This window comes from Nocardioides sp. NBC_00368, from assembly GCF_036090055.1.
In the GTDB taxonomy this organism is placed as follows: domain Bacteria; phylum Actinomycetota; class Actinomycetes; order Propionibacteriales; family Nocardioidaceae; genus Nocardioides.
On record NZ_CP107970.1, the window covers coordinates 6,084,818 to 6,096,947 of the forward strand.

At 64.7% G+C, this 12,130-nt stretch carries 12 protein-coding genes and 1 tRNA gene; 6 read left to right on the forward strand and 7 right to left on the reverse strand.

Features of this window, described 5'->3' with window-relative positions; all coding sequences use genetic code 11:
* The first annotated feature begins 43 nt into the window (after nucleotides 1-43).
* A tRNA-Asn gene (locus tag OG984_RS29075) sits at nucleotides 44-116 on the forward strand.
* An 81-nt stretch (nucleotides 117-197) separates the two neighbouring features.
* Here OG984_RS29075 and OG984_RS29080 read toward each other — a convergent pair.
* The gene (locus OG984_RS29080) at nucleotides 198-1,418 is read right to left on the reverse strand and encodes a site-specific integrase (protein ID WP_442941018.1); all 1,221 of its coding nucleotides are present in this window, start codon (nucleotides 1,416-1,418) and stop codon (nucleotides 198-200) included.
* Between the two features lie 34 nt (nucleotides 1,419-1,452).
* Nucleotides 1,453-1,725 (reverse strand): helix-turn-helix transcriptional regulator, encoded by a 273-nt coding sequence (locus tag OG984_RS29570; protein ID WP_442940936.1) that lies wholly within the window; start codon nucleotides 1,723-1,725, stop codon nucleotides 1,453-1,455.
* 43 nt (nucleotides 1,726-1,768) lie between these two features.
* Between OG984_RS29570 and OG984_RS29085 the strand changes: the two genes are divergently transcribed.
* Nucleotides 1,769-2,972, forward strand: a protein-coding gene (locus tag OG984_RS29085) for an IS3 family transposase (protein WP_328529564.1) whose coding sequence is annotated in 2 segments (ribosomal slippage) — nucleotides 1,769-2,053 and nucleotides 2,055-2,972 — 1,203 coding nt in all. Because the reading frame shifts where the segments join, the coding sequence is not laid out codon by codon here.
* 486 nt (nucleotides 2,973-3,458) lie between these two features.
* Here OG984_RS29085 and OG984_RS29090 read toward each other — a convergent pair.
* The 3 genes from OG984_RS29090 to OG984_RS29100 all read right to left on the reverse strand — a co-directional run bounded on the left by OG984_RS29090 (nucleotide 3,459) and on the right by OG984_RS29100 (nucleotide 6,889).
* On the reverse strand, nucleotides 3,459-5,120 hold the full coding sequence (locus tag OG984_RS29090; RefSeq protein ID WP_328527560.1) for an IS1634 family transposase: 1,662 nt from the start codon (nucleotides 5,118-5,120) through the stop codon (nucleotides 3,459-3,461).
* Between the two features lie 194 nt (nucleotides 5,121-5,314).
* Nucleotides 5,315-5,914: a hypothetical protein gene (locus OG984_RS29095; RefSeq protein ID WP_328529565.1), complete on the reverse strand. Its 600-nt coding sequence runs from the start codon at nucleotides 5,912-5,914 to the stop codon at nucleotides 5,315-5,317.
* Nucleotides 5,915-6,694: 780 nt separating this feature from the next.
* Entirely contained in the window at nucleotides 6,695-6,889 is a 195-nt protein-coding gene (locus OG984_RS29100) for a hypothetical protein (RefSeq protein ID WP_328529566.1), read from the reverse strand.
* Nucleotides 6,890-7,162: 273 nt separating this feature from the next.
* Here OG984_RS29100 and OG984_RS29105 point away from each other — a divergent pair, with 273 nt between their 5' ends.
* A complete protein-coding gene (locus OG984_RS29105) occupies nucleotides 7,163-8,317 on the forward strand; it encodes a hypothetical protein (RefSeq protein ID WP_328529567.1) in 1,155 nt (384 codons plus the stop codon).
* A 499-nt stretch (nucleotides 8,318-8,816) separates the two neighbouring features.
* Here the strand turns inward: OG984_RS29105 and OG984_RS29110 are convergent, their stop codons facing one another.
* On the reverse strand, nucleotides 8,817-9,062 hold the full coding sequence (locus OG984_RS29110; RefSeq protein WP_328529568.1) for a glutathione S-transferase N-terminal domain-containing protein: 246 nt from the start codon (nucleotides 9,060-9,062) through the stop codon (nucleotides 8,817-8,819).
* A 65-nt stretch (nucleotides 9,063-9,127) separates the two neighbouring features.
* On the opposite strand from OG984_RS29110, the gene OG984_RS29115 reads away from it, so the two are divergent.
* Nucleotides 9,128-9,733 (forward strand): TetR/AcrR family transcriptional regulator, encoded by a 606-nt coding sequence (locus tag OG984_RS29115; protein WP_328529569.1) that lies wholly within the window; start codon nucleotides 9,128-9,130, stop codon nucleotides 9,731-9,733.
* 107 nt (nucleotides 9,734-9,840) lie between these two features.
* On the opposite strand, the gene OG984_RS29120 is transcribed toward OG984_RS29115, so the two are convergent.
* Nucleotides 9,841-10,650, reverse strand: coding sequence for a DeoR/GlpR family DNA-binding transcription regulator (locus tag OG984_RS29120; RefSeq protein ID WP_328529570.1), 810 nt, complete (start codon nucleotides 10,648-10,650; stop codon nucleotides 9,841-9,843).
* Nucleotides 10,651-10,732: 82 nt separating this feature from the next.
* Between OG984_RS29120 and galT the strand changes: the two genes are divergently transcribed.
* Both galT and OG984_RS29130 read left to right on the forward strand, forming a co-directional pair.
* Complete coding sequence (gene galT, locus OG984_RS29125; protein WP_328529571.1) at nucleotides 10,733-11,839, forward strand: galactose-1-phosphate uridylyltransferase; 1,107 nt, start codon at nucleotides 10,733-10,735, stop codon at nucleotides 11,837-11,839.
* Nucleotides 11,840-11,883: 44 nt separating this feature from the next.
* Nucleotides 11,884-12,129 (forward strand): hypothetical protein, encoded by a 246-nt coding sequence (locus tag OG984_RS29130; RefSeq protein ID WP_328529572.1) that lies wholly within the window; start codon nucleotides 11,884-11,886, stop codon nucleotides 12,127-12,129.
* Nucleotide 12,130 lies beyond the last annotated feature (1 nt).

Below are 12,130 nucleotides of genomic sequence, written 5' to 3' on the forward strand. Positions count from 1 at the left end.
ACTTCCGGGTTGCTAAGGTTTCACCCGCGCCGCAAGGTGCGATTCCCCTGTAGCTCAATTGGCAGAGCATTCGGCTGTTAACCGGAGGGTTGTTGGTTCGAGTCCAACCGGGGGAGCAACAAAAGAGCCGCTGACCAGGCAAAATGCCAAAGTCAGCGGCTCTTGTCATTTCGATCCGAGGCACTTTCTCCCGGAATTCACCCGGTTTTGGGGCTCGGAGTGGACTCCTTGAAGAACTTCTCAAGGGTCTCGGCGACCTTCGGTGCCTCCGTGTTGAGCCCGACGTAGAACGTCTCTGTCGTGGCCTGGCTTGCGTGGCCGAGCTGCTCCTGGGCTGTGCGAAGGTCGTACTGCTCGGTGAGCAGTTTCGCCACGGCCTTGCGGAACGTCTTGAAGGTGACCCAGGCGTACTTGGTCCCCGCCACCGCGGAGACCCAGCGGCGCCGCATGTTGGAGTACGGGATCCAGGATCCGACGCGTGACGGGAAGACCGCGTCGATGGGGTTCGGTCCGGTCTGGTTGACCTGGCGCTCCAGAAGCATGGCGACGAGCGACCCGGGGATCTCGACGGGGCGCTCCGACGACTCGGACTTCGGATACTCCTGTCGGTAGACCCCGAGGCCCTTCTCCTGCTTGATGGTGCCCGTGACTTCGAGGTACGGGCGCGGTGCCAACAGGTTCACGTCCGACCACCGAAGCGCGAGGAGCTCGCCGGGGCGAAGGCCGGTGACCACGAGCAGCATGACGAACAGGAACAGATCGTCCGTGGCCTTCGGACCGGGGCGGTCCTTCGTCTGCCACGCCGTGATGATCGCGCGGATCTCGGCCACCTGAGCCGCTGTCTCGATGCTCTTGACCTTCCGGCCGCCTGACCTCTTGGCGTTGACCTCGGCCACCGCGTCGACTGGGTTCGTTGCCAGCGCGTCGTGACGGATCGCTACGTCGAATAGTTGGTTCAGGTGCTTCCTGAGCGCCTTGTGGTCCAGGCCGGCGGCGATGTGTTCCTTGATGACTCGGTCCACCCGCGCAGTCTTCGCCTCGCGGATCAGCCATTCGCCCATGTACGGCTTGATGTAGAGCCGTGCCGACGATTCGTAGATCCGCATCGTGCTCGTCGAGAGGTTCCGGGTTCGGCACTCTTCGAGCCACTCGTCAACAAGAACCCGGATCCTCGTGTCAGGAGTGATGCCATCGGCCCCCACACCGGAGGCCGTCTCGAACCGAAGGCGAATGTCCTCAAGCAGCGCGTGGCGCGCGGCCTCCCGCGACGGCCCCGACGCAGATACCTCGCGAAGGGCGCCGTCGAAGTCGCGAACGTTGCACCGTGCGCGGTACGGGTTGCTGCCACCTGCCTGGGCGGTCGGCCTATCAAACCGGATCTCGCCATGCTGGCCGATCGGGATACGGCGGCGGGCCATCAGTCGGTCACCTTTCGTTGGTTCTGGATCGCGGTCACGCGGACTCTCGCGTGTCGAGCTGAGATGCGAGCCACGCTTCAACCTCGCTGCGCTGGTAGCGAAGGTCGTTGCCGACCTTGATTGCTCGCGGGCCGAGACCGCGCGTGCGCCACTGGTAGAGAGTCCCTCGCGGCTTGCCAAGCCATAGGGCGAGGTCGTCGATCGTCAAGAGCGGCTCGAACATTGGTGCTCCGGTGCGGTCGATTGGCACCGACGACCGTGGGCTGGACGGTGCGGGCGAGGGGACTGCTGCAGGGGTAGGTGACATCTGATCTGTGGTGCTGAGAGGTGCTGCTGGAAGGATGTGTGCTGTGCCGAAGCCGTACCCCAAGGAGTTTCGTGACGATGTTGTTCGTGTCGCGAGGAACCGTGAGCCTGGTCAGCAGTTGAAGCAGATCGCTGCTGACTTCGGGATCAGCGAGTCGTGTCTGACCAACTGGCTGCGGCAGGCTGATGTTGAGGACGGGGTGAAGCCGGGGACCACGGCGGCTGAGAACGCTGAGTTGCGGGAAGCGAAGCGCCGGATTCGGTTGCTCGAGCAGGAGAACGAGGTGCTGCGGCGGGCCGCGGCGTATCTGTCGCAGGCGAACCTGCCGGGAAATGATGTACCCGCTCGTTCGTGAACTGGCCGCCGAGGGGATCCCTGTGGCGGTGACGTGTCGGGTCCTCAAGATCGCTCGCCAGCCCTACTACCGGTGGCTTCGAGGACCCCTCACGCCCGCCATGCTGGAAGAGGCCTACCGAGCCAACGCGCTCTTCGATGCCCATCGCGACGACCCCGAGTTCGGTTACCGGCTCCTGGTCGAGGAAGCCGGTGCCGCCGGGCAGCAGATGGCTGAGCGGACCGCGTGGCGGATCTGCTCGGTCAACGGCTGGTGGAGCGTGTTCGCCAAGCCCAAGCGCGCGGAGTCGAAGAAGGCCGGACCACCGGTCCACGACGACTTGGTCGCGTTCGTCGACGAGCACGGTGTGACCCGGCACCGGTTCGACGCGGGCACTCCGAACGAGTTGTGGTTGACCGACATCACCGAGCATCCCACCGGTGAGGGCAAGCTCTACCTGTGCGCGGTCAAGGACGTCTACGCGAACCGGATCGTGGGCTACTCCATCAGCGGCCGGATGAAGTCCACACTCGCGGTCAACGCACTCGAGAATGCGGTCCGGATGCGCCAGGCAGCAGGTGAGGACGTGGCCGGTTGCATCGTTCATTCCGATAGGGGAAGCCAGTTCCGCAGCCGGAAGTTCGTCCGCGCGATCAACCGCCACGGGCTGGTCGGATCGATGGGTCGCGTCGGCGCGTGTGGCGACAACGCGGCCATGGAGTCGTTCTTCAGCCTGCTCCAGAAGAACGTCCTCGACCGCCGGGCGTGGGAGACCCGCGAGGACCTCCGCATCGCGATCGTGACCTGGATCGAGAAGACCTACCACCGTCGACGACGTCAAGCGGCCCTGGGACGTTTAACGCCCATCGAGTACGAGACAATCAAGACCGCACCAGCCGCTCAGGCTGCGTGACCCAACCTGTCACCCGATCCTGCAGCAGTCCCGTCTGCCGGATTACTCGGTCGCAGGGATCAGCAAGCTGAGGAACTCGCCCGATGGATTCTGGGTCGCCAGCACGCGACCGGAGGCCGGAGGCATGGCCGTTACGGGGACCCTTGGCCTTAACGGCGACGGCCCGGCCGAGCAGGTCCGCGCGGTTGCTCTCCTCAGCGATGGCGCGGCTACCCTCGTGGAGCGCCACGGCGGCGAATGGGCCGAGACGATGCGCCTCCTCAAGCAAGGACCTCGGGTCCTGATCGGACACGTTCGCTCTGCCGACGAGGTGAGCACCGGGAAGTTTCGCGGGAAGCGTCACGACGACGCGACAGCCGTTCTGTGCACGTTCCCGCCTAACGCTCACCGCGCCAACGAGACCGACTAGCCCCCAGTCTCGGCTGCCTCGAAATGTGATGCAGAAATCGACCGACCTGAGTTGGCTCAAGTGGTTAGTGCGTGAGGTTAGGCGTGCTCGAGCGCGTCGAGGATGGCTTGCTGTGGTTCGGGGATGATGGGGGCGAAGGTCTGCTGGGTGCCGTTGATCGCGATGGTCGCGGACCGCAGTGGCCGTAGTTGGCGAACGACGTTGCGGATGGCGAGCCCGGTCCGGGCTTGGACCTCGCGGCTGACCGCGAGCGCGGTGAACACGATGGTGAGGTGGGCCTCGATCGCGTCGCGGGTGTGGTGGAACATCGGCCGGGCGCGGAGGTCGGTCTTGGACATCCGGAAGGACTGCTCGACCTGCCATAGGGCGTGGTAGCTGGCGATGACCTCGCCGGCGGGCATCACCGTGGCGGGGATGTTGGTGACGTAGCCCTTCAGCCCGACCAGTCGCCGGGCTCGGGCCAGCGATGCCTCGTCAAGCTCGGCAGCGCCGTTGCGGGTCTTGACGAACCGGGGCGTGCGGGCGGCCTTCTCGCCCGCGACGACGGCTTTGGCCTTGTTCTCCTGCAGGGTCAGCGTCCGGTTGTCGCGCACTGCGCGCTTGGTCGAGTAGGCCCACACCGCTCGCCACGAGCCGGGATGGTGCTCGGGGTCCCAGACCGGTTCGGCCTTCTGCTTCGGGTCGTTCTCGATCTTGTGCCCGGTGCGTGGGGTGATGGTGTCGATGACTTGGGCGTCGGTGAAGGCGTCGCCGTGCCAGCGGAAGTGGGACTCCAGATCGTTGGGTGCCTTGGTCACTCGCGATCCCACGATGAACCGCAGGTCAGCCTCGTCCAGGTCGCGCAGATTCGTGGCTGCCAGCATCCCGGCGTCGGCGACGATCACGATGTCAGCCAGCCCGTGCCGGGTCTGGAACTGCTTCACGATCGGGATCAGCGTGAGCGTCTCGGCCTTGTTGCCCTCGAAGCAGCCGATCTCGAGCGGGAACCCGCGTCGGTCGACCAGCAGGCCCACGACGATCTGGGGGTCGACGCGGCGTTCCTTGGAGTAGCCGACCTTGCGCAGTTCGTCTTCCTTCTCTGCCTCGAAGTAAAGAGTGGTGACGTCGTAGAGGATCAGGCTGATGTCGCCGCGGGTGGCGGCGTGAGCGAAGCAGGCGGTCGCGATCTGGTCGCGGTAGCTGCTGCCCTTCTTCGCGCCGCCCGTCGTCGCGGGCTTGGTCTTGGCGTGTGCGCGGCTCAGGGTGCGCTTCATCGTCGCGTAGCTGGCTGGGGTTCGGCCCAGGTCCTTCAACACGCGCCCGGTGTCAAGCAGTGAGGTCGGCTCTACGATCCGGGCGATCACCAGGTCGCGGAAGACCGGATCGTCGAGGATGTTGAACCCCAAACTGTCGAAGACCGTCGCGAGGGTCTCGTGCAGGAGTCGGGAGTCAGTGCTCACGACCCGACCGGGTTCATCACGCCGCGCCCTCACCGGCCGTGGAACCGGGTCGAGGACGCCCTGTGCAACCGGTTCGGACACGAGTTCCGCGACCCGCGGCGTGGGCGCGACATCCAGGTCGAGAGCGTCCTGTCCGGGATCGGCCAGCAGGCTGCGTGCCTGTTCAAGCAGGAGCCCGAGCTCGGCATCAGTGTGCGCCGAACCAAGGTGCTTCACGATCCGCTGACGCCCGCCGGCGTATTCAGCGATCTGGACCGCGGTGGCACCCGACCCGGTCCTCACCCGCCGAATGAACGCCACCCCGCGACCCTAGACCGCGCCCGCTTAGTGCGTGAAAACGTACTAAGCGTCATCCATACCCGCAGGTCAGCGACATCTCGTCCCGCCCATCCCCGACCGGTGAGCCAAGTCAGGACCGAACATGACCCGCAGAGCGAGAGAGCCCGGCCTCAGTAATCTTTCTGAGGCCGGGCTCTCTTGCACCGCCGAGGACGCTAGGGAAGTTCTGCTTGGATTTTGGATCGAACCTCGGCGATCTGCATCCCGTCGAGGTCGCTGAGGGACGATGCGGCGACGCGATCGGCAGATCGGACACCGCATGGCGTCATGTGCGCGACGTCATCGGTGACCACAAGTGGCCCGGGTGGCTGAATGGCGAAGCTGCCCGATCCAGTGACTGTCACGAAGATAAGCACATGATTTCCGGCGGTGAGGGCTGCGCGATCGTGGTCGCCGATGCGCTCAACCACCTCGCCACTGGTGCGCTCGAGGAAGTCACTTGAGAAGTGGCTACTCCATGGGTCGCTTGGAGGGGTGCCCTTGAGGGTTCTGATCGCTTTGATGGTGGCGGTGTAAGACACTGAGGAGAGCTTGCTATCGTCGGTTGGCTCCTGCTCGTCGGTCGTGACATCGAGCACCTTCGCTTCGAGGATCACATCGGCAAGGCTGACTGCCTCGTTGAGGTCGCTCGCTTCGTATGTCGCTGTATCGAGGTGCAGGTCTTGATCGCAATGATCGTCGGTGCCGTCGGTCTTTACCTGCGAGTCATCTCTCGCCTGGGAGTCGGATGAGCATCCCTGGGTCAGGGCGAACATGAGCACCAGGAGTGTCGCCGCGATCCGCTCAACCGTAGTACGCGTTGATGTGTGAGACATTGTGTGGTCCTAAGAGGTTCGGCCCCGGGAATCCCAAGGACATACAGCGATAGTTTTCCGAGATCGACAGGTTTGGGTCGCCGTCGGGATCTACGTTTGGGTGGGTCAGGCCCACCGAATGCCCTGTCTCGTGGCAAGCGAGCCGCCGAAGCCAATCATCGGACCAGGAGGCAATCTCGTCGGAATTGAGAAGGATATGCGAGTGATCGCACACTAGTCCCCGCCATGCCTGGCAAGTGTATTGACCATACACATTTGCTGGGAGCGCGGTGTCCGTATCAAACTTGTACCAGACGTCCACTGTGGTCGAATGACTCTTTGGACCCGATATGGACAACGCGGTGGTGTCGTAGCTTCCGTATAGAGTCCACTCGATGGCGGACGTCATCCGTGGGCCCGTTTCGGCGCCCCAATCATGAGCTGCGGAGTCTGCTAAGCAGACGCGCCCATAATCGCAGTATGTGCTTACATGGGTGACGAAGTTCGCATAGGCGGGTGCAATGCCCACCGCGACGAATACCGTTAAGCCCACGAAGATGGTGGCGATTTGTTTGATGCGTCGCATACGTCACCTCATGTGTCGTTTTCATGGGGACGAACCAGACTGATCCTCGAATTGTCCTACGCGGATCCCTGGTTTCGCGAGATCACACTCTATGAGGATGGATTGCTCCCTTGACATGGTTAAATCGGGCCATTCGGGTTACGGGAAGCTGAACGTTATCCGACGAGCCGCACCCGGTAGGTCCATTGCGCCGGGACCAGGGGGCTTCCGGCGACGGCGGCGGCGACGACCGCAGTGGCCCGGACCATGGCCTGACCCTCGCTGTCAGCGTCGAGCTCGACCACGAACCGGACCTCGGGGAGCGAGGCTGAGTCGGTGGCAGCGTGCCGGATGCGCGGGTCTGCATGCACTAGAACTGCTGTGGCGGCGAGCGCTGGCTCTAGATCTTCGAGAGGCACCCTCGCAATGACTGTCCAACAGTCGCAGAACCACGAGGTCACCTACGGCAGCGTACGCGGTGGCTGCACCGCCACTACATAACACTCATTATGGCGTGGCCCTCGCCAGCCCTCGGGCTAGCGCAAACGACCGTGGCCCGTTCCGTCCCGTCGCACGTCCTCAAAACTCGGTATCCGTTTCCGGATGGGCGAACGCTGACGCAGGATGTCAGAAACACTCCGCTGATGCAGAAGCGCGCTGCTTATGATTACGGGCATATGCCGTTCGGTGTCGGATGCTTTCACTTCACCTATGCGAACACGGATCAAGGAATTACGACGCGAGCGTGGGCAGACCTTGTAAAGCAGACGCTTCTGTCGATCCCGTCGGTCTCTGATGTTTCGGTTGATTGCGGGGACGACCCTGACCTAACTTGGGAACCCGACGCCTCTGGCGACGACATCGATGATTTCTACGGCGATTTCTATCCTAATCCGAGTGGGGCATGCATTAGATTCGCGGTGACGATTCCCCGACGATTGCACTCATCTCTATTCGACGGACTGGGCAAACAGTCGGAGCGATTCGAGGTGGTTACTGAGTACGGATATGAAGCGCCTGCAACCTTTATCTACGCGTTGGACGTGGTGGGCCAGCGAGGATCCTCAGGAGTGATTCTTGTACGTGAGTTCTTGCGGAAGGAACTAAGGCAGAGGACCGATGAACTGGTGCTGCGGACCTTGGGGCCAAGCCCGTTCCATGTGGACTTTGTGTTGGCGGGCGTGGACAGATCCTCGCAGCCCGGAGTTCCTGACCTACTAGATGAGTTCGGTCATTGGTCTCTTGAACGAGAAGTCCGACCCGGGTATGATGTGCTTCTCTATGGATACTCGATCTCTAGGTTTGAGTCGATAGACGAGGCTCGGGATGTGATGATGCGCGACCTGGTGGGGGAGGTCAGCCTCTTCTATGAACTCCGGTTGCGTAGCAACCGTAGACGGCGCGATGCTGACCGCCTGGTTTCCGACGCGGGTCTCCTGGTTGGGATGCACCAGCGTCGCGGTTTTTGGGGGATGCTGACGCGACTATTCCGGTCCGGCCATACGGCGCGGTCGCTGGGCATATCCGCGCTGAGGGCTCAAGTCACCTCGGAAGAAGACGCTGCGTACGCCAGAGCCGAGATTGAGGACATTTATTCGGGTGCGCGACCGCTCGCGCAGAGCGAAAAGAAGCTACGTAACGTCGCTTTCGAAGAGTACGGGCCTGAAATCCGGAACGCACTGGAAGTTGTGTCATTCCTTGAAGGGGGGAGAAGCAAAGAGTGGGAGGTGGCCGTCCTCGCGGCTGCTACGGCTCTGGGGGCACTCGCCGGTGCGGGGGCCTCTCTTCTCGCACGCTGACGACGGCGGCAGTGTCCGGCCCAGGCTCGTCCATCCTACGGTGTTGCTCAGCGGCCATCATCAGGGCAGTCCACCTTCACGGTCTCGCGGTTGAAGTTCTTCCTGCCCGTCCTTGACGGGGTTGCCGACCGATTCGACGGGATTGGGTGAATATCCTGTCTTTCTCCCGTTTTTGGGCAGATGACACGGATTGACAGCGGGTCCAACCTTTTCACGTTCCCGCAGGTGAGAGTGGCTGTCCATCAACGTGCGTCAAGCGCCGTCGTCGGCCTTCCGAAACGGAGGGTTGTTGGTTCGAGTCCAACCGGGGGAGCCAGAGAGAGCGGCTCGTGACCTGCGGAAACGCAACGTCACGAGCCGTTGCCCATTTCCAAGGCAGGCGCCGACGCGGCCAGCGCCGTTCGCGCGATCCGTCAAGAGGTCATGTACAGCGCCCGCTGGAACACGTCGTCCGAAATCCCCTGGTAGTCGGGCAACGTCGATCTCATGACGTGCAGCGTCAGGGCGTCGTGGTCGACACTGCTCTCCGGACCTCGCGCCAGCTCGGGTTCGTCAGCCATCTGTCGGCGACGTGGACGGTCGGCGAGATCTCGTTGCCCTCGTTCACGGCTCGGACCCGGGCGGCACCGTCCTCGTCGTCTCGGAAACGTACGGAGCGGTGAGGCACACGGTGCAGGGTCAGGGCGATCCGCAACCTGAGGCCGAAGGGACATCCCGGCTTGAAGTACACGAGTGGCTCGTCCATCTGAGGCTCCTCCGGATCAAACTCGTCATAGTGCGACTATGATCAACATATTGCTACCATGACGTGTGACTGTCAAGAGATCCGGGCACCGTCAGCGGCAGGCCGAAGCCACGAAGCGCGAGGTGGCCCGCGTCGCCCGGGCCCTCTTCGCCGAGCACGGCTACGTCGCCACCACCATCAGCACCATCTCCGCCGAGGCCGACATCCCGGTCCAGACGATCTACTCGGCCTTCGGGTCGAAGGCGCGAATCCTCGACAAGATCACCGAGCTCTGGATGAACGAGGCGCAGACGACGTCGCGCGCCGCTGCGTACCTGGAGGAGTCAGATCCCGCCCGGCAGCTGCAGATGCTCGCCGAGCTCAACCGGCGCCAGATGGAGGCAGGCTTCGACGTCGTCGCGATCTACCAGCAGGCGGCGGCGTCGGAACCGCACATGGCAGAGACTCTGCGAAACGTCCTCGGCGCGCGTGAGCGTGAGATCCGCAAGCTCATCGACGCGCTGGCGCCACACTTGCGGTCCGAGCTCACCGTCGCCACAGCACTCGATCTCACGCTGGCGCTCACTCTGCCCGAGGTCTTCCACCTGCTCGTCGTCGAGCGTGGATGGAGCCACCGTCGCTATGAGGAGTGGCTCGGCGACTCCCTGGTCAGCCAGCTTCTCCGAGAATGAGCTGGTCACACAGGGCAGGCGGAGTTCTTCGTTCTGTCGGGGCTGTGCGCTCAGCCCTGCCTGATCAGGGTCTGGGCGGACTGCTGGCGAGCCGATACGCCCGCGGCCTAGCGACCTTCGCCCGTGGCGATGAGCACCTCGAGGTCGGTGACGGCCTGGATCGCGTCGAGGGCAGGGCGGTGGTGATCGCCGTCGGTGACGAGGGTGTCGATCTGGCCGATCTCGGCGACGCGGCCGAGATGGACGCGACCGATCTTGCTGCTGTCCGCGGTGACGACGACGCGGGAGGCGGCCGCGATCATCGCCCGTTTCAGCTCCGCCTCGGGCAGGTTGATGTTGGTGATGCCGGCCTCGACGTCGACGCCGTTGCAGCCGATGAAGGCGAGGTCGGCGCGGATGCGGCTCAGGACGGTGTCGGCGAGCGGCGGAACCAGGGAGTGCTGCAGCGGGCGGAGCGTACCGCCGGTGACGATGACCTGCAGGCGGGGCAGCCCGGGCTCCAGGGAGAGCGCGATCGAGAGCCCGTTCGTGATCACGGTGAGGTCGACCAGGTCGGTCCGGCGGACCAGCTCGGCTGCGATGGCGGCGGTGGTGGTGCCGACGTCGAGCAGGACGCTCATGCCGGAGGTGAGCTGGTCGACGGCGAGGCGGGCGATGGCCTTCTTCTGCGGGGCGGCGTCGACCTGGACCTCCTCGAACGATCGCTCGCGCAGACCTTCGGCCGGCATCGCACCGCCACGGATGCGCCGGACGGCGCCGCCGTGCTCGAGGGCCTCCAGGTCCGTACGCACCGTGACGGTGGAGACGCCGAACGTCTCGCTGAGGTCGACGACCCGCATGAAGCTGCGCTCCTCGACGAGCGCGCGGATCCGGTCGCGGCGCTCCTCGGTCGGCAGATGCTCCACAGGCTCGGGCATGCGGACATGCTGCTCACCCGCTCAAGATTTGTCAATGCGAAAGAGTTGATTTCGATAACGAAAGAGATCTAGCCTTCGAGTTGTGACAGGGATTCCCAAACAGGTCCACACGCTGGCAGACGGGCGCGAGCTCATCTACTTCGACGATCCCGCCTCGACCTTGCCGGCCGAACGTGCGGCCGACCGGCGCGAGCTGCCCCCGCGGCCCTCGACCGCGCAGATGCGCCAGGACGTGCTGACCGGCGAATGGGTCACCGTGGCCGCCGCGCGGCAGACCAGGGTGATGCTGCCGCCGGCCCATCTGGACCCGTTGGCGCCGCAGACGCCGGACAACCCCTCCGAGATCCCGTCGGCGTACGACGTCGCGGTCTTCGAGAACCGGTCGCCCTCGTTCGGCCCGGAGCCGGGGGAGGGGCCGGCGGATCTGTCCGGTCTCGCGCTCGGCCGCAGCGCCACGGCCGTCGGGCGTTGCGAGGTGGTCTGCTTCAGCCCCGAGCACGAGGGATCGTTCGGCTCGCTGTCGCGCGAGCGCGCCCGGACGGTGATCGAGGCCTGGGCGGATCGCACCGCCGAGCTCTCGGCCATCCCGGGGGTCGCACAGGTCTTCCCGTTCGAGAACCGCGGCGAGGCCATCGGGGTCACCCTCCGGCACCCGCACGGCCAGATCTACGCCTACCCCTACATCACCCCGAGGACGCAGCGCCTCCTCGCCGCGATCGAGGAGTACGGGCCGAGCCTGCAGGCCGACCTCCTCGCCTTCGAGCAGAAGGGGGAGCGGGTCGTCCTCTCCGGCGAGCACTGGACCGCCTTCGTCCCGTACGCCGCCCGCTGGCCGGTCGAGGTCCACCTGATGCCGCACGACCAGGTGCCGGACTTCGCCGCCACCACCGAGGCGCAGCGCGAGGAGCTGAGCACGCTCTACCTGCGGCTCCTGCGCGGCATCGATGCGCTCTACGACGACCCGACCCCCTACATCGCCGCCTGGCACCAGGCTCCGGTGCGCTCCCACCGCGACAGCGTCCGCCTCACCCTCCAGCTCACCAGCCCGCGTCGCGGCGCCGACAAGCTGAAATACCTGGCCGGCAGCGAGGCGGCGATGGGGGCCTGGGTGGCGGACATCCCGCCGGAGCACCAGGCCGAGCGACTGCGCGAGGCGATCGCCCGCGCGGACGAGGACAACCCGGTCTGAGCGACCGTCCGCATGTCCTCCACCGGGCCGGGTACCGCGAGCAGATGACTGAGATGAACCAGGATGATGCCCGCGTACAGGCGCTCCAGGGTGTGGTCGAACGAGTCACGGCCTGGCAGGAGACCGCCCCGGAGGGGACCATCCGGGACGAGCTCGGCAAGGCTCTGCACGAGGCCGGGGTGACCCTCACCGAGGAGCAGCAGGAGCTCGTCACGGAGCGGATCTCGCGTCAGGAGGAGGTCGACGTCGACCTGCTCGCCGCCGACAGCGGGGAGGGCGGGCCCGCCTGAG

Coding starts and splice junctions, on each gene's coding strand:
- OG984_RS29080 (WP_442941018.1), bottom strand. CDS start 1,418: ATGGCCCGCCGCCGTATCCCGATCGGCCAGCATGGCGAGATCCGGTTT.
- OG984_RS29570 (WP_442940936.1), bottom strand. CDS start 1,725: ATGTCACCTACCCCTGCAGCAGTCCCCTCGCCCGCACCGTCCAGCCCA.
- OG984_RS29095 (WP_328529565.1), bottom strand. CDS start 5,914: ATGTTCGCCCTGACCCAGGGATGCTCATCCGACTCCCAGGCGAGAGAT.
- OG984_RS29105 (WP_328529567.1), top strand. CDS start 7,163: ATGCAGAAGCGCGCTGCTTATGATTACGGGCATATGCCGTTCGGTGTC.
- OG984_RS29110 (WP_328529568.1), bottom strand. CDS start 9,062: ATGGACGAGCCACTCGTGTACTTCAAGCCGGGATGTCCCTTCGGCCTC.
- OG984_RS29120 (WP_328529570.1), bottom strand. CDS start 10,650: ATGCCCGAGCCTGTGGAGCATCTGCCGACCGAGGAGCGCCGCGACCGG.
- OG984_RS29130 (WP_328529572.1), top strand. CDS start 11,884: ATGACTGAGATGAACCAGGATGATGCCCGCGTACAGGCGCTCCAGGGT.